We start from the raw sequence: 21,189 nt of genomic DNA on the forward strand, positions 1-21,189 counted from the left end.
GGGGCGCCACCCCCCCCCCCCCCCCCCCCCCCCCCCCCCCCCCCCCCCCCGGACCCGGCACCACCCACAACAAGGGGGCCACCGCCCCACAACACCCCACCCGCCGAAGGCGAAAACGGAACGCCCACGGCGGGAAACCCGACAACGTGGGAAGCCCCCCGGAGGGCACGGACTAGCCGGCCAGCATCAGGCCGATGCCCGCCACCATCAACCCGGCCGCCGCCAACCGCGGCAGTCCGAAGCGTTCCTTGAAGAACACCGTGCCGATGGCGGCCCCGACGATGATCGACGATTCGCGCAGCGCCGCGATGGGCGCCAACGGCGCGCGGGTCTGCGCCCACAGCACCAGCCCGTAGGCGAACACCGAGAGCACCCCGCCGGCCAGCCCGCGCAGGGCGAAGGGCCGGAGTTCGGCGACGAGGCGGCCGCGGCGGGTGACCAGCGCGTAGACCGGGATGGCCAGCCCTTCGAGGAGCATCAGCCAGCCGATGTAGCCCAGCGAGGTCTCGGAGGCGCGGACGCCCAGGCCGTCGACGGTGGTGTACGAGGCGATGGACAGGCCGGTGGCGACCGCGGCCGCTATCGCCGGCCAGTGTGGGCGGGCGCCGGAGCCGCGGATGCCCCAGACCGCCAGTCCCACCAGGCCCGCGGAGGCCAGGGCGACGCCGGCCAGCGCCCAGCCGCTGGGGATCTCGTGCACGAACAGCGCGGCGAGGACCGTGACGACCAGCGGCGCGGTGCCTCGGGCGATCGGGTACATCTGGCCGAAGTCGCCCATGCGGAACGACTGCATCAGCAGGGCCTGGTAGAGGATGTGCAGCACCGCGGAGCCCAGGAGGTACGGCCAGGCGGCGGCCGCCGGCAGCGGGGTGAGGCAGGCCAGGAGCGCGCCGCACAGCGCCCCGCCGCCACCGACCAGGGTGAAGGCCAGGAGCTGGTCGCGTATCCCGTGGGCGATGGCGTTCCAACTGGCGTGGGTGACGGCGGCCAGCAGCACGGCCGCCACGACCAGCGGCGTCACGAGGACTGCTCGCGCACGTCCACCAGCCGGGCCCCGGCGTGGGTGAGCAGGGTCCGCGGGGCGAGCGGGAACACGGTGTGCGGGGTGCCGGCGGCGGCCCAGACGGTGTCCTGGTCGAGGATGCGGCGGTCGGCGAGGACGGTGGTGCGGGTGCGGTGGCCGAACGGTGGGACGCCGCCGATGGCGTATCCGGTGGTCTCGCGGACGAGCGCGGCGTCGGCGCGGCTGACCTTGGCGGCGCCGAGTTCGTCGCGGACCCGTGCCACGTCCACCCGGGAGGCGCCGTCCATCAGGACCAGCACCGGTTCGCCGTCGGCGACGAAGATCAACGACTTGACGATCTGGGCGAGGTCGCAGCCGACCGCCGCGGCGGCCTCCGCGGCGGTCCGGGTGGCCTCGGGGAACGCGCGCACCTCCACGCTGAGGTCGAGGGCGGTGAGGGCCTCGGCGAAGCGGGGGTGGGCCTGGGCGGTCGTTGCGGTCGGAGGGTTGTCGGTCGCGGAATCGCTCATGGCCCGCACGCTAGCGAAAGCTGTACGGGCCATGCGAACGAGATCCGGACGCCGGACACCCCGGAAGCGGGGTGTCCGGGGCGTCTCAGCCGGCGGTGAGGATGGCGCGGACCACCGGGCCGGCGTTGGTGCCGCCGTGCCCACTGGCCGGGACGACCGCGGCGGCCGCCAGGTCGTTGCGGTAGGCGGCGAACCAGGCGTTGGGCTTGTCCTGGTTGTCGACCTCGGCGGAGCCGGTCTTGGCGCCGATGTCGCCGCTGATGCCCTGCATCGCCTCGGCGCCCGTGCCGGCGGTGGCGGTCAGCTTCATCAGCGCCTTGAGGTTGGACGCGGTGTCCGGCTTCATGGTGCGCGCGGCCTTGGCGAAGGCCCGGTTGTCGAGCGACGGGGCGACGATGTACGGCTGGCGGAACCCGCCGGACTGGGCGGTGGCGGCGACCGACGCGACGTTCAGCGGGTTCATCCGGACCCCGCCCTGGCCGATCAGCGAGGCCGCCATCTGGGCGTCGTGCTGGACCGGGACGGTGCCGTCGAAGGTGGGGATGCCGGTCGCCCAGTTCAGCCCGATGCCGAAGACGTCCCGGGCCTCCTTGGTCAGGTCGTCGTCGCTGAGGTCCTTGGCGTGCCCGATGAAGGCGTTGTTGCAGGACGCCGCGAAGCTCTGCGCGAAGGTGCCGTCGGGGATCTCGGACTGGTTGAGGTTCTGGAACTTCCAGCCGCCGACGGTGACGAACTTCGGGCACGGGTTCTTCTTGTCCGGCGCCGTCAGCCCCTTGTCCATCAGCATCGCGGACGTGACGATCTTCATCGTCGAACCGGGCGCCAGCGACCCCTGGGTGGCGACGTTGAAGCCGTCGGCGGGGGAGTTGGCGAGCGCCAGGATCTCCCCGGTGCTGGGCTTGACGGCCGCCGCGGACGCCGACTTCTTGCCCTTGACGGCGTTCTCGGCGGCGCTCTGGAGCTTGGCGTCGAGCGTCGTGTGCAGGGTGCCGGGGGTGCCCTTGGAGAGCACCTTCAGCGTCTTGTCGGGCTGCTGCTTGTTGCTGTCGGCGGACTTGGCGCGGTGGACGTAGAGCTCCACGCCCGGCTTGCCGTCGGTCTTGCTGCCGTACTTGGTGCGCAGGCTGTCCAGCACCCCGGCGAGCGTGGGGTGGTCCTTGGCGGTCAGCTCGACGCCGTTGCGGTCCACCGCCTTGATCGGCGGCGCCTCGGCCTCCCCGGTGCGCAGTTCGTCGCCCTTGGCCAGCCCCGGGTAGAGCGTCGAGGGCTCCCAGGCGACCTGCGGCTTCCCGGTGGCCTTGTCACGCTTGAGGGCCACCGTGCTGCCGTACGAGAACGGGGTCTTCACGGCCTTGTAGTCGATCTCGGTGCTGACCGTGTACGGCACCTTGTCGCCGGCCGGGGTGCCCGGCTTCAGCGTCACCTTCGAGAACTTCGCCTGCGGGGCGAAGGCGGTCAGGGCGGTCCGGGCGGCGTCCGGGTCGTCGGTCAGCGCCGCGGCCTTGGCGACGTCACCGGACTGCCAGGCCGTCAGGAAGGTCTGGGCGGTGGTGTTCACTTCCTTGGCGGTGAGCGGGCCGGAGGGCACCGTGGGGCCGCCGTCACCCGATTTGGCATCCGCCGACCTGACCGCCTGCGGAGCCCCGTCGTCCGAGCCGCCGAACAGCGTGAACCCGCCGACGACGCCCGCCACCAGGGCCACCGACCCGCCGATCAGTCCGTACTTCACCTCGCGGCGCATGCCACCGATCCCCTCCCAGGAGCTTGATCCTTGAGTACGCACCCAAGAACGCCCATCGCACTCTAAGGGACACGGGCGCGTGGTGAGTCTCGATCCGGGCACGGTCCGGTGACGCTCCGTCGAACTGATGTGACGGGTTCGTCGCATCGGCGGGCTCAGACCCAGCTGTCGAACCACATCCGGTTGTGCCAGGCGCTCTTGGGGATCGGCATACCCGTGTAGAGGGGGTAGAAGTAGATGAAATTCCACACGATCAGGAGAACGAGCACCCCGGCACCGACCGCGCCGAGGGTGCGCCGCCGTTCACTGGCCCCCGGCGGTCCGATGATCGCGCCGATCATCATCGCCAGCGCCAGGCACAGGAACGGCACGAAGACCACGGCGTAGAAGAGGAAGATGGTCCGCTCCTGGTAGAGGAACCACGGCAGGTAGCCGGCCGCGACGCCGCAGGCGATCGCCCCGGCCCGCCAGTCCCGCCGGAACAGCCACCGCCACAGCACGTACAGCAGCGCGAAGCAGGCCGCCCACCACAGCAGCGGGGTGCCCAGCGCCAGCACCTCGCGGGCGCAGCCCTCGGCGGCGGTGCAGCCGTCCTGCCCGGCCTTGGGGTCCTCGTAGAAGTACGAGACGGGGCGGCCCAGCACCAACCAGCTCCACGGGTTGGACATGTAGGTGTGCGGCGTGGTCAGGCCGGTGTGGAAGGCGTAGACCTCGCTCTGGTAGTGCCACAGGCTGCGCAGCCAGTCCGGCAGCCAGGTGAAGGAGCCCTGCCGGCCCTCGGGGGAGGTGGCCCAGTCGCGGTAGTAGCCGCTCTTGGTGGCGATCCAGCCGCTCCAGGACGCCAGGTAGGTGGCGAGCGCCACCACGACCGTCGCGCCGAACGCGGGCAGCGCGTCGCGCCGCAGCACCGACCGGAACGGGCGGCGGGCGCCGGCGGTGCGCCGCGCGCCCATGTCCCACAGCACCGACATCAGCGCGAACGCGGCCAGGAAGTACAGGCCGTTCCACTTCGTCGCCGCCGACAGGCCCAGGCACAGGCCGGCCGCGATCCGCCAGGGCCGCCAGCCCAGCCGCAGTCGGTCGCCGACCTCGTCGTCCGGTCGGGCCACCCCGGCCGGGCCGAGGGGCAGCGCCGCCGCCAGCCGGGCCCGGGTGCGGTCCCGGTCCACCAGCAGGCAGCCGAAGCCGGCCAGTACCCAGAACATCACGATCAGGTCGAGCAGCGCGGTGCGGCTCATCACGAAGTGCAGCCCGTCCACCGCCAGCAGCCCGCCGGCCAGGCAGCCCAGTGCCGTCGAGCGCAGCAGCCGCCGCCCGATGCGGCAGACCAGCAGCACCGACAGGGTGCCGAGCAGCGCGGTCATGAACCGCCAGCCGAAGGGGTTCATCCCGAACGCCCACTCGCCCAGCGCGATCAGCCACTTGCCCATCGGCGGATGGACGACGTACGAGTGCTCCGGCGAGAGCAGGATCTGCGGGGGATGGGCCAGCAGGGCGTCGTTGGCGTTCTTCGCCCAGGTGCCCTCGTAGCCGTACTGGAGCAGCGACCAGGCGTCCTTGGGGTAGTACGTCTCGTCGAATATCACCTTGCGCGGGCTGCCGAGGTTCCAGAACGTCAGCACGCCCGCGAACAGCGTCACCAGCAGCGGCCCGATCCAGCCCGACCAGCGCGCGAGCCGCCGGGCCAGGTCGGGGCCGGTGCCGAAGAGCGCCCACACCCGCCCGTCCGGCTCGGGGAACGGCGCCACCAGCCGTGTGTGGACGTCGGCCTCGGGCCGGCCGGCGTACCCGAACCGGCGCAGCCGCCGCTGCCACGCCGGGGGCCGGTCGGTCGGCTCCGGGGTGCGCAGGGCGGCCGGGTGCGTCGCACTGGTGTCACTCGTCACCCGGCCCATCGTAGGGAAGCGGTCTGTGCGGCGGGGGCCCGCGGCGCCGGGGCGGTGCCGCGCGTCACCGGCCCGGGCCCGGCCGGGCACCGGCGCGGGGCTGGGAGGATGGGGGCGTGACTGGAACGCTGGTACTTGCAGGGACGCCCATCGGTGACGTCGCGGACGCCCCGCCGCGGCTCGCCGCCGAGTTGGCCGCCGCCGACGTGATCGCGGCCGAGGACACCCGGCGGCTGCGCCGACTGACCCAGGCGTTGGAGGTCCAGCCGGTTGGCCGGATCGTGTCGTACTTCGAGGGCAACGAGGCGGCCCGCACGCCCGAGCTGGCGGACGCGCTCGCCGGAGGGGCGCGGGTGCTGCTGGTCACCGACGCCGGCATGCCGTCGGTCTCCGACCCGGGCTACCGGCTGGTCGCGGCGGCCGTCGAGCGCGACATCAAGGTCACCGCGGTGCCCGGGCCGAGCGCGGTGCTCACCGCCCTCGCGGTGTCCGGGCTGCCGGTGGACCGGTTCTGCTTCGAGGGGTTCCTGCCGCGCAAGGCGGGGGAGCGGCTGTCCCGGCTGCGGGAGGTCGCCGAGGAGCGGCGCACCCTGGTCTACTTCGAGGCGCCGCACCGCCTGGACGACACCCTCGCCGCGATGGCCGAGGTCTTCGGCGCGGACCGGCGGGCGGCGGTCTGCCGCGAGCTGACCAAGACCTACGAGGAGGTCCGGCGCGGCGGGCTGGGTGAGCTGGCCGCGTGGGCCGCCGAGGGCGTCCGCGGGGAGATCACCGTCGTCGTCGAGGGCGCCCCGGAGAGCGGGCCGGGGGAGCTGGACGCCGCGGAGCTGGTGCGCCGGGTGCGGGTCCGCGAGGAGGCGGGGGAGCGCCGCAAGGAGGCGATCGCGGCGGTGGCGGCGGACGCCGGGCTGCCCAAGCGGGAGGTCTTCGACGCGGTGGTGGCGGCGAAGAACGCCGAGCGGGACGCCGGACGGGGCGCGGCCGGGACGGTGTGACAACCCCGCCCGGCTGAGCGTCAAACCGCTCGGGAGAGCACAAAAGCCCAGACCAGAGCCATGATCCGACCTGCGGGAAGGTAAACGGCCGGCATCGAAGGTAAAGCGATCACCCGCCCAGCGGTGCGTTTTTCCTACGACCTGCCAAATCTGGGCCAATAGGTAGCAGCTCGGCTGCGTTCCGCCCGCGAAAGGCGTTCCCTGGGAACCGGGACCTCCCGTCCCCGGAGAGCTTGTCCAGCGGACAAGAGGAGCGCACATGAGCGACACCACGAAGACCACCGCCGGTACCCCCGGTGCGGCGCCCGCACACCCCGTTCCGCCCCACCCCCGACGGTCCGAGCCCGCGGCCCACGAGGCGTACGCCTTCTGCTGCATGGGCTGCGGCCACGGCTGGGAACAGGCGTACGAGATCGAGCACCAGGTGGATGCCAAGGGCGTCACGCACGCCGTCTACTACGCGGACGGCGAGCGCGTCCCGTCCCCCCTGACCCACCCCACGTGCGCCAACTGCGGCGGCCACGTCGTCCGCATCATGCGCTCCGGTCAGGTCTCGATGGTCTCCGACGCGATCGCGCACCTGCACCAGCGCCCGCAGCACCACCGCAAGGCCGCCCACCGCGAGGACACCGCCGGGCACGAGGACACCGGCCCCCGCGACGACTCCGGCCGCACCGGCAGCACCGCCGACCCCGACCGGCACCACTGGCACCTCTCCGACCTGCTGCACCCCTTCCAGCACCACCGCAGGTGAGGCGCCGGCCGCGGCCCTCGTAGGATCGCGGCCATGGCCAAGCAGGACAACGACACCCCGCCGCCGCTGCCGGAACCCCTCCGGGTGCCGGTCGCGGACTCGCACACCCACCTGGACATGCAGGACACCACCGTCGAGGCGGCGCTCGCCAAGGCCGCCTCCGTCGGTGTGACCACCCTCGTCCAGGTGGGCTGCGACCTGGCCGGCTCCCGCTGGGCCGCGGACACCGCCGCCGCCCACGACGCCGTCCACGCCGCCGTCGCCCTGCACCCCAACGAAGCACCCCGGATCGTGCTCGGCGATCCCGACGGATGGTCCCGGCAGGGGGCCCGGACCGCCGGCGGGGACGCCGCCCTCGACGACGCGCTCGCCGAGATCGACGCCCTCGCCGCCCGCCCCGAGGTCCGCGGCGTCGGCGAGACCGGCCTGGACTACTTCCGCACCGGCCCCGAGGGCACCGCCGCCCAACAGCGGTCCTTCCGCGCCCACATCGAGATCGCCAAGCGGCGCGGCAAGGCCCTGGTCATCCACGACCGGGAGGCCCACGACGACGTGCTGCGCATCCTGCGCGAGGAGGGCGCGCCCGACCGGGTCGTCTTCCACTGCTACTCCGGCGACGCCGCGATGGCCGAGACCTGCGCCGCCGCCGGCTACTTCATGTCCTTCGCCGGCAACGTCACCTTCAAGAACGCCCAGCCACTGCGCGACGCCCTCGCCGTCGCCCCGCCCGAACTGGTGCTCGTCGAGACCGACGCCCCCTTCCTCACCCCCGCGCCGTACCGCGGACGGGCCAACGCCCCCTACCTCATCCCGTTCACCCTGCGCGCCATGGCCGAGGTGAAGGGCATGACGGAGGACGCGCTGGCCTCGGCCGTAGCCGCCAACACCGCCCGCGCGTTCGACTACTGACGCGGTCGGGGTCGATTCGGCCACCCCGCGCCACCGCGGCGAGTTGGGCCCGCCGCCCGCACTCCGCTACATTCCGCGCTTGACCGGTTACCGGACGACACCCGTGGCAGGTGCAGCGTGAGTCCATCGCAGAGCGGCCAACGCGTCGGGCGCGGCCGGGGCCGCCGCCGGCGCGCCGCCGACACCCCGGAACAACTGCGCCGGCTGCTGCCCCGCGCCCTGGTCGTCGCGTTCCTCGCCGGCGGCACCACCGCCTTCGTCGCGCACGACAAGGCCGTCAAGCTCAGCATCGACGGCGACCCGCGCACCCTGCACACCTTCGCCGACGACGTCGACGAACTCCTCGCCGACCAGAAGCTCGACATCGGCCGCCACGACATCGTCGCCCCCACCCCCGGGACCGACCTCACCAGCGGCGACGAGATCGTGGTCCGGCACGGCCGGCCGGTCATGCTCACCCTCGACGGGCAGCGCCGCCAGGTGTGGACCACCGCCGACACCGTCGAGGGGGCCCTGCACCAGCTCGGGGTGCGCGCCGAGGGCGCCTACCTCTCCGCCGCGCGTTCCCAGCGCATCGCCCGGCACGGCCTGGAACTGCACGTCCGCACCGAACGCGCCCTGGTCTTCGTCGCCGACGGCCGCGAGTACCACGTCCGCACCAACGCCGCGACCGTCCGCGAGGCCCTCGCCCAGGCCGGCCTGGCCCTGCGCGACCGGGACACCACCTCGGTGCCGCCGGACAGCTTCCCCCGCGACGGCCAGACCGTCTCGGTGCTGCGCATCACCGGCACCACCGAGGTCCACGAGCAGCCCGTGCCGTTCCGCACCGTCAAGCGGCCCGACCCGGCGCTGCCCCGCGGCACCGAAGTGGTGGTCCGCCCCGGCGTCCCCGGCCTGCGGCGCGTCACCTACCGCCGCGACACCGTCAACGGGGTGCGCCGCAAGCCCCACAAGGTGGCGGTCGAAACGGTCCACCGCCCCAGCCCGCAGATCATCCACGTCGGCACCCAGGCGCTGCCCACCTCCGTCAGCGGCGCCGACGGCCTGGCCTGGGAGGCGCTCGCCCAGTGCGAGGCCGGCGGCCGCCCGGACGCGGTCGACGTCTCGGGCACCTACGGCGGGCTCTACCAGTTCGACGTCGGGACCTGGCACGGGCTCGGCGGCTCCGGCCGACCCCAGGACGCCCCCGCCGCCGAGCAGACCTTCCGGGCCAAGAAGCTCTACGTCACCCGGGGCGCGAGCCCGTGGCCGGTCTGCGGCCGTAAGCTTCACGGGTGAGCGACCGCAAGACCACTGACGAAACCGGCCCGCTGCTGGGCCCCGCCGACGTCCGGGAACTGGCCACCGCGCTGGGCGTACGCCCCACCAAACAGCGCGGCCAGAACTTCGTCATCGACGCCAACACCGTCCGCCGGATCGTGCGGACCGCGCAGGTCCGCCCCGACGACGTGGTCGTCGAGGTCGGCCCGGGCCTGGGCTCGCTGACCCTGGCGCTGTTGGAGGCCGCCGACCGGGTCACCGCCGTCGAGATCGACGACGTGCTCGCCGCGGCGCTGCCCGGCACCGTCGCGGCCCGGCTGCCCGAGCGCGCCGACCGCTTTGCGCTCGTCCACCGCGACGCCCTGCACGTCACCGAGCTGCCCGGCCCGGCCCCCACCGCCCTGGTCGCCAACCTCCCCTACAACGTCGCGGTGCCGGTCCTGCTGCACATGCTGGAACGGTTCCCGACCATCGAACGGACCCTGGTCATGGTCCAGGCCGAGGTCGCCGACCGGCTCGCCGCCGGCCCGGGCAACAAGGTCTACGGCGTGCCGTCGGTCAAGGCCAACTGGTACGCCGAGGTCAAGCGGGCCGGGGCGATCGGCCGCAACGTCTTCTGGCCCGCGCCCAACGTCGAATCCGGTCTGGTCTCGCTCGTCCGCCGGGCCGAACCGCTGCCCTCGCGGGCCTCCCGGGAAGAGGTCTTCGCGGTCGTCGACGCCGCCTTCGCGCAGCGCCGCAAGACCCTGCGGGCCGCCCTCGCCGGCTGGGCGGGCTCGGCGCAGGCCGCCGAGGCGGCCCTGGTCGCGGCCGGCGTCTCCCCGCAGGCCCGTGGCGAATCGTTGAGCATCGAGTCCTTCATCGCCATCGCCGAGAACAAGGTTGCGGCCACGGACCAGGAGACCGCCCGATGACCCGCAACGCCCCCGACCGCGTCACCGTCCGCGTGCCCGCCAAGGTCAACGTCCAACTCGCGGTCGGCGGCCGCCGACCGGACGGCTTCCACGACCTGGCCAACGTCTTCCTCGCCGTCGGCCTGCACGACGACGTCACCGCCACCCCCGCCGACGCCCTGACGCTCACCTGCACCGGCCCGGACGCCGACCAGGTGCCGCTGGACGAGTCCAACCTCGCCGCCCGTGCCGCCCGCGCGCTGGCCGCCCGGCACGGCCTGGACCCCCGCGTGCACCTGCACATCGCCAAGGGCATCCCGGTCGCCGGCGGCATGGCCGGCGGCAGCGCGGACGCCGCCGGCGCCCTGCTGGCCTGCGACGCGCTGTGGGGGACCGGCGCCACCCGGGGCGAACTGCTCGACATCTGCGCGGAGTTGGGCAGCGATGTCCCCTTCAGCCTGGTCGGCGGCGCGGCCCTGGGCCGCGGTCGGGGCGAACTGCTGGAGCCGCTGCCCGTCGGCGGTACCTTCCACTGGGTCTTCGCGGTCGCCGACGGCGGCCTGTCCACCCCCGCCGTCTACAAGGAGTGCGACCGCCTGCGCGACGCCTCCGGCACCGGCGCGACCACCGCCGACGTCCCCGACCCCGAGCCGACCCCGGCCCTCCTGGACGCGCTGCGCACCGGCGACCCGGCCGCCCTCGCCGCCGCCCTGAGCAACGACCTCCAGGCGGCGGCGCTCTCGCTGCGCCCGTCGCTGGCCGCCACCCTCGCCGCCGGCACCGACGCCGGGGCGCTGGCCGCCCTGGTCTCCGGCTCCGGCCCGACCACGGCGTTCCTGGTGGCCGACGCGGACCAGGCCGACCGGGTCGCCGCGGCCCTGCGCGCCTCGGGCACCTGCCGCACGGCCCGCACCACGGCCGGGCCGGCCCCCGGAGCGACGGTCCTGCCCCAGGGCTAGGGAGTGTGCCGTACGGCGTCGGGCGCTACGGTCCGTGACCGATCCGTGGCCGTACCGTGCCCGTCCGACGGCAACCGTTCGACCCGTCGTTCGAGTCTGGACCTGCATGACGGTTTCGAGAACGGGCCCACGACGACGGCGCGCGACCACGGCCGGGGCGGCCGCCCTGTTGGTCGTGTTCGGCGGGGCGGTGACGTCCTGCGGTGCGGGAAAGTCCGAGGGGGAGCAGGCTCCGCAACGGGCCGAGTTGGCGTTCCGGGACCCGGTGGGCACGAGCTACCTCCGGTACATCGAGAAGTCGGAACGGGAGTGGTCGGCGGCCGGGGCCTACGACCCGTTCTCCGTCAACCTGGCGGCGAGCGCGGTTTCCCCGGGCACGGGGCACGTGAGCGCCAGGAACATCAAGGTGACCGTCGACACGACCGCCACGAAGTCGGTGACGTTCAACACCATGAACAGGGAGCAGGGCTGCAAGGGCGTCCGCGGTCTCGTCACCTGCACCCCGAAGGACATCGAGTCGGGCGAGCAGGAGAACCTCCGACTGTTCCACATGGTGGTGAGACAGGACGCGAAGAAGGGCCAGGCCGGGTCCATGAAGGTCACCGTGACCAGCGACAACGCCCCCACCATCCACTTCACCTCCCAACTGGTCATCGGTTCGCCCGGCCTGAGCGCGCGCCGGGACCTGCACCCGGCGTCCGATCCGATAGAGCCCGGCTCCGAGCTGAAGGTGCGGCCCGCGTTCGGTAACGAGGGTGACGTCGACGTCGACGGTGACCTCAGCGTCGCGTTGGAGGTGTCGGGCCAGGCGACGCTGCGCCGGCAGTACAGCAACTGCCGTTACGACAAGGCCGACGCACCGAAGAAGGCGCTGTGCACGATCCCCGGGCCGCTGCCGGTCGGAGCGGCGTACGAGACCGACCGGCCGTTCACGGCCGCCATCGACGAGACCGGGAGCCAGGGCAAGATCACCGCCACCCTCTATCCCGCCCCCAACACGCCGACCCGCGACCTGTTGCCGGACTCCGCCCCACGGGGAAGCGGCGCTCCGCTCGGTTTCCGCCCGACCGACGGCAGCCATTTCGACCAGTTCGGCAGGGAGTTGGCCTTCGGCGACATGCAGTTCCGCACCACCCGCAGATACGACCGGCAGGTCAACGGGTTCGCCATCAAGGGCAAGGTGGGCCAGACGAGGGAGATCGGCGTGATGGACGCGGCCGGCTACTTCAACGGTGACTCGTACGTGACCCTGCCCGAGGGCGTCAGCCTGATCGGGCACCGCGAGGGTGAGGCGAGCGAAATGCTTTTCTGCGCGTACACCGAAGAGAAGAACCGGAAGGTCGTGTGCCCGGCACCCAACAACCCCCTCCCCGTACTGCGCGTCCGCATCGACAAGCGGGTCGAGGGCGCCCGGGGCACGATCTCCGTGAAACCCGATCCGGAACACCCGGACCCGGACCTGACGAACAACTCCGCACCGATCACGATGGAGTACGTGGACTGAGGGGCGGGCGGGGCGTCGTCACGCGTAGCGCGGCAGGCCGTCCGTCGAGATCGTCCACTCGGCGACGGTGACGTCCTCGCCGTAGACGAAGTCCTTGCGGATGGCGTAGCGGGGGCCGTCCGGGGTGGAGTGGATGTCGGAGAAGACCGCGCCCGTTCCCGTGCGGGGGTCGAAGATCGCGTAGACGGGGATGCCCAGGAGGGGGTAGTCGCGGGTCTTGCCCACCCAGTCGTTGTCCGGGTTGGAGCGGGAGACGACCTCGATGGCGGCGACGATCGTGCGGGGGTCGAAAGACCCCTGCCCCTCCATGTCATCCCAGGCAATCACCATGACGTCGGGATGGCGCATGATGCCTTCGGGCTCTTCTTCCACGTCCGGAGTCCCCGTGTGCGCCAAGAGCCCGTCCGGCATCACCCTCTCCAGGCGGCGGCTGACCTGGGCCGCGGTCAGCTCGTGCGGCTGCCTCGGAGACATCATGTCGTGAACGATCCCTTCGATGGTGATCTCCAGCTTGCCTGGAACGTGGTCCTGCATTTGCTCGACGATGTCGCGCATCGCCTGATACAGGGGGGAAACCCGCTGGGCGTCGTCAGGGGCGATGGTCATGGCGCGCGCTCCTCGTCTGTGCTCAGGGGCAAGGGTCGTCACGTTCATGCTAGGCGGCCTCCTTGAGATCGGGCCGGCAGTCGCGACACAGCCCCGGCTCTTGGGCGCGGAAGGCGCGCTCGCAGCCGTCGCAGGTCTGAAGGGGGTCCGCGCGGGCGGCGGGCTCCGGGGCGGCGGCCGGGAGGGGCGGGGGCAGTGACGCCGTGAGGCGGTGGGCGAGGAGGGCCGCCGGATTGCGGAGGCCGGGCGGCAGGTCGGCCGTCAGGGTGCGGCGCACGGCGTCGGGGGGTGCCTCGCGTTCGAGCCAGGCGTGCACGGCCGGGGCGAGCCGCGCCACGTCCACCTCGGAGAGCAGCAGGCGGGGATCGTCGCGCCGCAGCTCCGCGAGGATGCGGTGGGCCGTGCGCGCGGCCACCGGGTCGGGGCGGTGCGGTGCGGGCAGTGGCCGGGGCGCTCGTGTGGGTTTCCGCGGCGGCGTCGGCCTCGGGGCGCGGTCGGCGGGGCGGGGCGCCGGACGGCTTGCGGGGCGGCTTACGGGACGGTGGGGCGCCGCCCCCGGCTGGTTGTACGACACCGTGCGCGTCACCACCCGGCCGCTGGGCAGCCGCTCCCGCGTGCGCTCCAAGTACCCGGCGGCCTCCAACTCCCGCAGCGCGGAGGCGATCCGGGCCTCGCTCTCCGGGAAGCGGGCGGTCAGGCACTTGATGCCGATGCGTGCCCCGGCGGGCAGCGACTGGATGTGCACGGCGAGCCCGATCGCCACGAGGGTCAGCCCGCGGTGCTGGGCGAGGTGGTTGCCGACCACCGTGTAGCGGTTGGTGTGACGGGAGTTGACGTGAATGACCCCGGACGGGGGAGAGGGCGCGGGAACGCGGGACGTGGGGCGTAAGGGCGCGCTACGGTTCTCTAGAGCCATCGGGAAGGCCTTGTTCCTAGGTGGTAGCCATCGGGAAGGTTCCGTCTTCCTTGTTGGTCAGGCCCTCGTTCGGGATGCCAGTCCCGGCCGGGGGCCGAAGTATGTGTGCGGTCGTGCGCTCGTGCGGTTACGCACTCGTGCACTTGTCGCGGTGAGCATATGCCGCACAACCCACCCCAATCACAACCGAGTTGGCACATGTCACCCGTGTGAGTGGCACAGCCACGGGGAGGCTGGAGGGGTGGGGAGGGGTCCTTTCCCTGGTCTTGAGCTTTTGCCTCGCGCCGCACCGGGATCCGGCCCACCGGGTCGCGGGAACGCACGATTCGGCGGGCGCCCCTTCTGTGTGCATTGCGGTGAAACGGGCACGTGGCGGCACCGCATGCGCGTAGCGTGCCGGGGAATCGCGTTGTACCGGGCGACCAGCAAATAACGGTGGTGAGTCATGCCCCCTCGTAAGGACGCCGATCCCTCAGCCAGCGTCCCGTGCTTCTACGGCGCCGAGATGCGCTATCTCCGGGAACAGGCCGGCCTCACGCTCGAACAGTTAGCGGAGGGCAGTTATCGCGGTATCTCGCTGCTCAGTCAGATCGAGCGCGGTGAACGGACCATGCCGTTGGACCTGGCCCTCCACGTCGACAAGAAGCTTCACACGAACGGCTTCTTCGAGCGCCGCTGCGAGGCGGTGCAGAAGGCCCGTCGGGCCGGTCATGCGGAGTACTTCGCAGATGTGCTGGAGATGGAGGAGCGGGCGGAGACGATTGAGGAGTGGGCGCCGATGCTCGTTCCCGGGCTGCTTCAGACGCCTGCGTACACACGGGCGGTAGTGCGGGCGACGTTGCCCAGGGCGACGGACGACGAGGTCGAGGAGAAGGTAACGGCTCGGATGTCCCGGTCGGCGATCTTCGATGGGGAGACGCCTCCAAAGTTCTGGGCGATCCTGGACGAGTCGCTGATTCACCACCGAGCTGTCCCGGACGAGCAGATGGCAGAGCTGTTGGAGCACATTGCGAAGGTGGTCAGGGCGACGCGCTCAGTTCTGCAAATCATGCCGAAGGTCGATGGCGTGCACCCACTCGTGACGGGTGAGCTTCGCGTCATGACCTTCACGGACGCACCGCCAGTGCTGTACGCCGAGAGCATGCTCAGCGGCCAACTCATCGACTATCCGCCGCTCGTGAAGCAGTACCGCGAGTCGTACGATCTGCTCAGGGCCGCCGCACTGTCGCCCGCGGCGTCGCTCTCTTTGATCGAGACAGCGGCAGGGGACTATCGAAATGGCAAGCAGAGCACTCGACTTGAGTGACCCTTCGTGGCGCAAGAGCAGTTACAGCAACGGCACCGGAGGGGACTGCGTCGAGGTGGGCGAGAACTTCTCCGGGGCCGCGATCTGGCGCAAGAGCAGCTACAGCAACGGCTCCGGCGGCAACTGCGTCGAGGTAGCCGACGGCCTTCCCGGCATCGTCCCCGTCCGGGACAGCAAGGATCCGCAGGGGCCCGCGCTGGTCTTCTCCGCTGCCGGGTGGGCGTCGTTCGTGTCGGCTGTCAAGGGTGACGCTTAGAGCTTGTCGATGGCGGTCAGGTCGATGTCGATGGGGTAGGGCTTGTCGACCTTGATCTGGTCGCGGTGGACGCCCATGTGCACGTACGCGTGGGTCAGCGGATCGAGCTCGTAGACGTGGACCACATTCCTTCCGCCGTCGCGCTCGATGCGCCAGAAATGCGGGATCCCGGCCGCGGCGTACTTCACCGGCTTGGTCGTACGGTCGCGGGATTTGGAGTCCGGCGAGACAACCTCGACGGCCAGATGCACGTCCCTCGCTTGGTAGCGCGTCTGCTCAAGTCCGGCGTCGGCTCCGGCTCGTACCACGCTGATGTCGGGCTCGGGCGCATTGTGGTCATCGAGGACGACGGTCATCTCCCGCCGCACGCGGAACTCGTCTAGGGCCGTTGCTCGCAGGCCGTGCTCCAGGACGTACAGCACCAGCGCGTGGAAGTTACGCTGCGGGCTCATGAAGATCAGGCTCCCGTCGATCAACTCGGTGTGCGGCGGGAGATCCGGCAGGGTGAACAAATCGTCCACGGTGTAGCCCGCGTGCGGCGGCACCGGCCAGTGGACGCGGTGCTCTACGAACTCGGCGGTCATGATTCCTCCCATGGAGGGGATTCTTCGGCCTGCCAGTCCACGGTAACGGCCGCATCCCGCTCACGTCATCACAAAGGGTGACCGCCCCCCCCGCGTGCCTCCGGCAGCCCGCCCCCGTCCTCCCCCGAAGGCCCCCGTCCCGTGGCGACTACGCTGGGAGGCCGATCGAGCCCCCGTCCGGGGGCGCACAGAGCAGGAGTGAGATGGCCGCCAACCTCGTCAATCTGGAAGCCGTCGACAAGGTGTACGGGACCCGTGCGCTGCTCGACGGTGTCTCCCTCGGCGTGAGCGAGGGCGACCGGATCGGCGTCGTCGGCCGCAACGGCGACGGCAAGACCACGCTGATCCGGATCCTCGCCAAGTTGGAGTCCGCCGACACCGGGCGGGTCACGCACGCCGGTGACCTGCGGTTGGGCGTGCTGACCCAGCATGATTCGCTGGACCCGGCCGCGACCATCCGGCACGAGGTGATCGGTGACCTCGCCGATCACGAGTGGGCCGGCAACGCCAAGATCAGGGACGTGCTGACCGGGCTGTTCGGGGACCTGCACCTGCCGGGGTTCACGCAGGGGCTGGACACCGTCATCGGGCCGCTGTCCGGTGGCGAGCGGCGGCGGATCGCGCTGGCCAAGCTGCTGATCGCCGAGCAGGACCTGATCGTGCTCGACGAGCCGACCAACCACCTCGACGTGGAGGGGATCTCCTGGCTGGCCCGGCACCTGGCGGCGCGGCGGTCCGCGCTGGTGGTCGTCACCCACGACCGGTGGTTCCTGGACCAGGTGGCGACGCGGATGTGGGACGTCCAGCGCGGCGCCGTCCACGAGTACGAGGGCGGCTACTCCGACTACGTCTTCGCGCGGGCCGAGCGGGAGCGGATCGCCGCCACCGAGGAGGCCAAGCGGCAGAACCTGATGCGCAAGGAGCTGGCCTGGCTGCGGCGCGGGGCGCCGGCCCGGACCAGCAAGCCGCGGTTCCGGATCGAGGCGGCCAACGAGCTGATCGCGGACGTGCCGCCGCCGCGCGACAACGCCGAGCTGATGAAGTTCGCCAGCTCGCGCTTGGGCAAGACGGTCTTCGAGCTGGAGGGCGTGACCGTCCAGGCCGGGCCGAAGGTGCTGCTCAAGCATCTGACGTGGCAGTTGGGGCCGGGTGACCGGATCGGTCTGGTCGGCGTCAACGGCGCGGGCAAGACCTCGCTGCTGCGGACGCTGGAGGCGGCCGCCCGCAGCGGGGGCGAGCAGCAGCCGGCGGCCGGCAAGGTCGTGGTCGGCAAGACCGTCAAACTCGCGTACCTCTCGCAGGAGGTCGCCGAGCTCAATCCGGCGCTGCGGGTGCTGGAGGCCGTCCAGCAGATCCGCGACCGGGTCGACCTCGGCAAGGGCCGGGAGATGACGGCGGGGCAGCTGTGCGAGAAGTTCGGCTTCACTAAGGAGAAGCAGTGGACGCCGGTCGGTGACCTCTCCGGTGGCGAGCGGCGGCGGTTGCAGATCCTGCGGCTGCTGATGGACGAGCCGAACGTCTTGTTCCTGGACGAGCCGACGAACGACCTCGACATCGAGACGCTGACGCAGTTGGAGGACCTGCTCGACGGCTGGCCCGGTTCGATGATCGTCATCAGCCACGACCGGTACTTCGTGGAGCGGACGACGGACCGGGTGTTCGCGCTGCTGGGTGACGCGGCGTTGCGGATGCTGCCGCGCGGCCTGGACGAGTACCTGGAGCGCCGGCAGAAGGTGATCGAGGCGGCGACGCCGACGCCCGCCCAGCCGGCCGCCGCGGCGCCGAAGAAGCCGGCCGCCGTCAACCGCGCGGCGCAGAAGGAGCTCCAGCGGATCGAGCGCCAACTGGACAAGATCGGCGAGAAGGAGGCGGCGCTGCACGGGCAGATGGCCGAGCACGCCACCGACTTCGAGAAGATCGCCGGACTGGACGCGCAGTTGCGTGAACTCGGCGCGCAGCGCGAGGAGTTGGAGATGCGCTGGTTGGAGCTGGCCGAGGACGCGTAGGCGCCCGGTGGCCGGCCCGCGGGCCGGCGGGCGGTGGTCCGCGGGGCCGGGCGCAAGGGCGGCAACCGGCCCCGATTGGCCTGGATTCCCGCGTTCCGGTGGTCTTCTCCCCGCTAGGGGGAGCGCATCGGCAGCCGACCGTGTACCTTCCCGGGAACACACAGCCGGGTCGGGGAGTTGAGGGGGTCCGCTCGATGGGCGTGCGGCTCATGGTGGTCGACGATCACCGTCTGCTCGCCGAGGCGCTCGCCTCGGCCCTGAAGCTGCGCGGGCACCGGGTCCTGGCGGCCGCCGCGCCCAGCGCCGGGGCCGCGGACCTGGTGGTGAGCCGGGCGCCGGAGGTCTGCCTGCTGGGCACCGCCGGGCCCGCCGAACCGGGGGCGTTCGACCCGGTCGTCCGGATCAAGCGGGAGCGGCCGCAGGTCGCGGTGGTGGTGCTCGGGCCGGTGCCCAGCCCGCGCGGGATCGCCGCCGCGTTCGCCGCCGGCGCCTCCGGCTACGTCCGCAACGACGAACGCATCGAGGGCGTCGAGCGGGCCATGCTCAAGGCCCGGGCGGGTGAGGCGGCGGTCGCCCCGCAACTGCTCCGGCAGGCGTTCGAGGAGCTGCTGCACCCCGCCGCCCAGCCCGACGACGAGGGCGCGCGGCTGCTGTCGCTGCTCACCCCCCGCGAGGTGGAGGTGCTGATCCGGGTCGCGGAGGGCGAGGACACCCGGGTGATCGCGGCGGGCATGGACATCGCGCCGAGCACCGCCAGGACCCACGTCCAGCGGGTGTTGATGAAGCTGGAGGTGGGCTCCCGGTTGGAGGCGGCCGCGCTGGCCGCCCGCACCGGCCTGTTGGAGCGGGTCCAGCAGGTCCCTGGGGGTCAGCTCTCCTGATCCGGGCGGTCGGCCGGGGCGTCCTGGGCGTCGCGGAGTTCCGCGGCGGACGGCGGGACGTTGGGCCGTAGCACCAGCCAGACCAGGAAGAAGAGGCCGAGCGCGAGCATGCCCAGGCCCGTCCACAGGTTGATGTTGACGCCCTGGGCCTTCGCCAGGTCCGCGTCGGAGGCGGTGAGCCCGGCGACGGTGACGATCACGCCGTAGACGACGAACAGGCCACCGATGATGCGCCGGATGTCGAAGAGTCGGGCGGCGGTGGCCGAGGTGCGTTCCAACTCGCTGACTTCGTTCTGCAGTTCAGACATGGTGGGGTCTCCGGTCAGAGCGAGTAGGGCAGGTAGCACAGCGCGGCGAGGACGAGGGCGCCCCAGCCGAGGAGCGCGGGCTTGCGGTACCAGGCGGCGTCGCCCTCGGCGGGCGGCTCCGCGAGGCCCGGCGCCGTGGTTCCTTCCCCACTCCCAACTCCGTTCGAGTGCGGGGATCCCCAGACCAGCCCGGCCAGTTCGGCCTCCGGCTTGGGTTCGGTGAAGAGCGTGACGACGACCATGACCACCGCGCCCGCGACGAAGCCGACGATCGCGGAGACGAAGTTGGCGCCCTGGTCGGTGGGGATGGCGATGATGCCCTGCTTGTAGATCCAGAAGTAGTTGACCATCGCTGCGGTGGTGCCGGCGAGCAGGCCCCAGACGCCGGACTTCATCGAGGCCCGCTTCCAGAACATGCCGATGATGAAGACCACGAACATCGGCACGTTGAAGAAGGAGAACAGGGTCTGGAGGTAGCCCATGATGTTGGAGAACGACGAGGCGATGAACGCGGTGCCGATCGAGGCCAGCACGCCGATCGCGGTGATCAGCCGGCCGAAGCGCAGGTAGTAGCCGTCGGGCCGGTCCGTCTTCACGTACTTGGCCCAGATGTCGTACGTGAAGACGGTGTTGAAGGACGAGACGTTGGCGGCCATGCCGGCCATGAAGGCGGCGAGCAGGCCGGTGACGGCGATGCCGAGCACGCCGTTGGGCAGCAGCTCCTGCATGAGGTAGGGGATCGCGTCGTTGTACTGCAGGTTCTCCGGGGCGCCGAGCTTCGGCACGAGGACGGCGGCGACCAGGCCCGGGATCATCACCAGGAAGACGATGAACATCTTCGGGAAGGCGGCGATGAGCGGGGTGCGCTGGGCGGCGGAGAGGTTCTTCGCGGACAGTGCGCGCTGCACCTCGGCGAAGTTGGTGGTCCAGTAGCCGAAGGAGAGCACGAAGCCCAGGCCGAGGATGATCGTCAGCCAGTTGGCGCCCAGCGGGTTGGCCTGGCCGATGCCGGTGCCGCCCCAGGCGGTCAGGAAGTTGTGGCCGTGCGACGCGGTGAGCGAGTCGGTCAGGCCGCCCCAGCCGCCGACCCGCTTGAGGCCGAGGACGACCAGCGGGATGAGCGCGGCGAGGATCACGAAGAACTGGAGCACCTCGTTGTAGATCGCCGAGGAGAGTCCGCCGATGGTGATGTAGGCGAGGACGAAGAGTCCGGCGACGACGATGGCGACCCACTGCGGCCAGCCGAGCAGCGCCTCGACGACGATCGACAGGGCGTAGAGGTTGACGCCCGCGATCAGGACGGCGGCGAAGGCGAAGAGTATCGAGCTGAGCAGGTGCGCGGACTTGTCGAAGCGCTGGAGCAGGAACTCCGGTACGGAGCGGACCTTCGAGCGGTAGTAGAAGGGCATCATGACCAGGCCCAGGAAGACCATGGCGGGGATGGCGCCGATCCAGTACCAGTGGACGACCGCGACGCCGTACTGCGCGCCGGTCGCCGCCATCCCGAGGATCTCGGTGGCGCCGAGGTTGGCGGCGACGAAGGCGAGTCCGGTGACCCAGGCGGGCAGCGACCGTCCGGAGAGGAAGAAGTCCAGGCTGGTCCGCACGCTGCGTTTGGCGGCGAATCCGATGCCGAGGACGACGACGAAGTAGATGGCCAGGATCGTGTAGTCGAGCCCGTTTGTCGGGAGTCGTAGCCCGTCGGCCAGAGTGATCATGAGTCCTCTTTCCGGGGGAGTGCAGCCTTTTCGGGGGGGCGCGGCGATGTCCGCGAAGTGAACGCACAAAAACGTACGCACGCTCGACCGAAAACTGAATAGTTTTGTGCGTTTCAGTTGTTGGATCATGGGTGAAGGTCGTGGATTGGGTGGAGATTTATCCGCTATGGGCGG

The 21,189-nt window shown here is 71.6% G+C and carries 20 protein-coding genes; 11 read left to right on the top strand and 9 right to left on the bottom strand.

Annotated features, from left to right (window positions below):
* Positions 1-172: 172 nt before the first annotated feature.
* The 4 genes from ACLJT4_RS27045 to ACLJT4_RS27060 all read right to left on the bottom strand — a co-directional run bounded on the left by ACLJT4_RS27045 (position 173) and on the right by ACLJT4_RS27060 (position 5,169).
* Positions 173-1,021 (bottom strand): EamA family transporter, encoded by an 849-nt coding sequence (locus ACLJT4_RS27045; protein ID WP_411126010.1) that lies wholly within the window; start codon positions 1,019-1,021, stop codon positions 173-175.
* Positions 1,018-1,533, bottom strand: a complete 516-nt coding sequence (locus tag ACLJT4_RS27050; RefSeq protein ID WP_411126012.1) for a YbaK/EbsC family protein — start codon at positions 1,531-1,533, stop codon at positions 1,018-1,020. The genes ACLJT4_RS27045 and ACLJT4_RS27050 overlap by 4 nt, the downstream gene beginning before the upstream one ends.
* An 85-nt stretch (positions 1,534-1,618) precedes the next feature.
* Complete coding sequence (locus ACLJT4_RS27055) at positions 1,619-3,274, bottom strand: penicillin-binding transpeptidase domain-containing protein (protein ID WP_411126014.1); 1,656 nt, start codon at positions 3,272-3,274, stop codon at positions 1,619-1,621.
* Positions 3,275-3,429: 155 nt separating this feature from the next.
* The gene (locus tag ACLJT4_RS27060; RefSeq protein ID WP_411126016.1) at positions 3,430-5,169 is read right to left on the bottom strand and encodes a dolichyl-phosphate-mannose--protein mannosyltransferase; all 1,740 of its coding nucleotides are present in this window, start codon (positions 5,167-5,169) and stop codon (positions 3,430-3,432) included.
* Positions 5,170-5,276: 107 nt separating this feature from the next.
* On the opposite strand from ACLJT4_RS27060, the gene rsmI reads away from it, so the two are divergent.
* The 7 genes from rsmI to ACLJT4_RS27095 all read left to right on the top strand — a co-directional run bounded on the left by rsmI (position 5,277) and on the right by ACLJT4_RS27095 (position 12,434).
* Positions 5,277-6,155 (top strand): 16S rRNA (cytidine(1402)-2'-O)-methyltransferase, encoded by an 879-nt coding sequence (rsmI, locus tag ACLJT4_RS27065; RefSeq protein ID WP_331249968.1) that lies wholly within the window; start codon positions 5,277-5,279, stop codon positions 6,153-6,155.
* A gap of 259 nt (positions 6,156-6,414) precedes the next feature.
* Positions 6,415-6,909 carry a hypothetical protein gene (locus ACLJT4_RS27070; protein WP_411126018.1) on the top strand — a complete coding sequence of 165 codons (495 nt, stop codon included), beginning with the start codon at positions 6,415-6,417 and terminating at the stop codon, positions 6,907-6,909.
* A 33-nt stretch (positions 6,910-6,942) separates the two neighbouring features.
* On the top strand, positions 6,943-7,818 hold the full coding sequence (locus ACLJT4_RS27075; protein WP_351479997.1) for a TatD family hydrolase: 876 nt from the start codon (positions 6,943-6,945) through the stop codon (positions 7,816-7,818).
* A 117-nt stretch (positions 7,819-7,935) separates the two neighbouring features.
* Positions 7,936-9,096: a ubiquitin-like domain-containing protein gene (locus ACLJT4_RS27080; protein WP_411126020.1), complete on the top strand. Its 1,161-nt coding sequence runs from the start codon at positions 7,936-7,938 to the stop codon at positions 9,094-9,096.
* Positions 9,093-9,992 carry a 16S rRNA (adenine(1518)-N(6)/adenine(1519)-N(6))-dimethyltransferase RsmA gene (gene rsmA, locus ACLJT4_RS27085; RefSeq protein WP_016577893.1) on the top strand — a complete coding sequence of 300 codons (900 nt, stop codon included), beginning with the start codon at positions 9,093-9,095 and terminating at the stop codon, positions 9,990-9,992. The genes ACLJT4_RS27080 and rsmA overlap by 4 nt, the downstream gene beginning before the upstream one ends.
* Positions 9,989-10,930 (top strand): 4-(cytidine 5'-diphospho)-2-C-methyl-D-erythritol kinase, encoded by a 942-nt coding sequence (locus tag ACLJT4_RS27090; protein WP_411126023.1) that lies wholly within the window; start codon positions 9,989-9,991, stop codon positions 10,928-10,930. Before rsmA ends, ACLJT4_RS27090 begins: the two co-directional genes overlap by 4 nt.
* Before the next feature lie 106 nt (positions 10,931-11,036).
* Positions 11,037-12,434 carry a hypothetical protein gene (locus ACLJT4_RS27095; RefSeq protein ID WP_411126025.1) on the top strand — a complete coding sequence of 466 codons (1,398 nt, stop codon included), beginning with the start codon at positions 11,037-11,039 and terminating at the stop codon, positions 12,432-12,434.
* An 18-nt stretch (positions 12,435-12,452) separates the two neighbouring features.
* Here the strand turns inward: ACLJT4_RS27095 and ACLJT4_RS27100 are convergent, their stop codons facing one another.
* Both ACLJT4_RS27100 and ACLJT4_RS27105 read right to left on the bottom strand, forming a co-directional pair.
* Positions 12,453-13,040 carry a Uma2 family endonuclease gene (locus tag ACLJT4_RS27100; protein WP_411126027.1) on the bottom strand — a complete coding sequence of 196 codons (588 nt, stop codon included), beginning with the start codon at positions 13,038-13,040 and terminating at the stop codon, positions 12,453-12,455.
* Positions 13,041-13,089: 49 nt separating this feature from the next.
* Complete coding sequence (locus ACLJT4_RS27105; protein ID WP_411126029.1) at positions 13,090-13,956, bottom strand: helix-turn-helix domain-containing protein; 867 nt, start codon at positions 13,954-13,956, stop codon at positions 13,090-13,092.
* Positions 13,957-14,401: 445 nt separating this feature from the next.
* Between ACLJT4_RS27105 and ACLJT4_RS27110 the strand changes: the two genes are divergently transcribed.
* On the top strand, positions 14,402-15,262 hold the full coding sequence (locus ACLJT4_RS27110) for a helix-turn-helix domain-containing protein (protein WP_411126031.1): 861 nt from the start codon (positions 14,402-14,404) through the stop codon (positions 15,260-15,262).
* Positions 15,234-15,518, top strand: coding sequence for a DUF397 domain-containing protein (locus tag ACLJT4_RS27115; RefSeq protein ID WP_411126033.1), 285 nt, complete (start codon positions 15,234-15,236; stop codon positions 15,516-15,518). Before ACLJT4_RS27110 ends, ACLJT4_RS27115 begins: the two co-directional genes overlap by 29 nt.
* On the opposite strand, the gene ACLJT4_RS27120 is transcribed toward ACLJT4_RS27115, so the two are convergent.
* The gene (locus tag ACLJT4_RS27120; RefSeq protein ID WP_411126035.1) at positions 15,515-16,102 is read right to left on the bottom strand and encodes a Uma2 family endonuclease; all 588 of its coding nucleotides are present in this window, start codon (positions 16,100-16,102) and stop codon (positions 15,515-15,517) included. The genes ACLJT4_RS27115 and ACLJT4_RS27120 overlap by 4 nt on opposite strands.
* 203 nt (positions 16,103-16,305) lie before the next feature.
* Here ACLJT4_RS27120 and ACLJT4_RS27125 point away from each other — a divergent pair, with 203 nt between their 5' ends.
* Together ACLJT4_RS27125 and ACLJT4_RS27130 are read left to right on the top strand one after the other, a co-directional pair.
* Positions 16,306-18,108, top strand: coding sequence for an ABC-F family ATP-binding cassette domain-containing protein (locus ACLJT4_RS27125; protein WP_411126037.1), 1,803 nt, complete (start codon positions 16,306-16,308; stop codon positions 18,106-18,108).
* A gap of 194 nt (positions 18,109-18,302) precedes the next feature.
* Positions 18,303-18,989, top strand: a complete 687-nt coding sequence (locus ACLJT4_RS27130) for a response regulator transcription factor (RefSeq protein ID WP_411126039.1) — start codon at positions 18,303-18,305, stop codon at positions 18,987-18,989.
* On the opposite strand, the gene ACLJT4_RS27135 is transcribed toward ACLJT4_RS27130, so the two are convergent.
* Both ACLJT4_RS27135 and ACLJT4_RS27140 read right to left on the bottom strand, forming a co-directional pair.
* On the bottom strand, positions 18,977-19,297 hold the full coding sequence (locus tag ACLJT4_RS27135; protein WP_411126041.1) for a hypothetical protein: 321 nt from the start codon (positions 19,295-19,297) through the stop codon (positions 18,977-18,979). The genes ACLJT4_RS27130 and ACLJT4_RS27135 overlap by 13 nt on opposite strands.
* Positions 19,298-19,311: 14 nt before the next feature.
* Positions 19,312-21,015 (bottom strand): sodium:solute symporter family protein, encoded by a 1,704-nt coding sequence (locus ACLJT4_RS27140; RefSeq protein WP_411126043.1) that lies wholly within the window; start codon positions 21,013-21,015, stop codon positions 19,312-19,314.
* Positions 21,016-21,189 lie beyond the last annotated feature (174 nt).

The sequence above is a fragment of the Streptomyces sp. x-19 genome, assembly GCF_046549115.1.
Taxonomy (GTDB): Bacteria; Actinomycetota; Actinomycetes; order Streptomycetales; family Streptomycetaceae; genus Streptomyces; species Streptomyces albulus_C.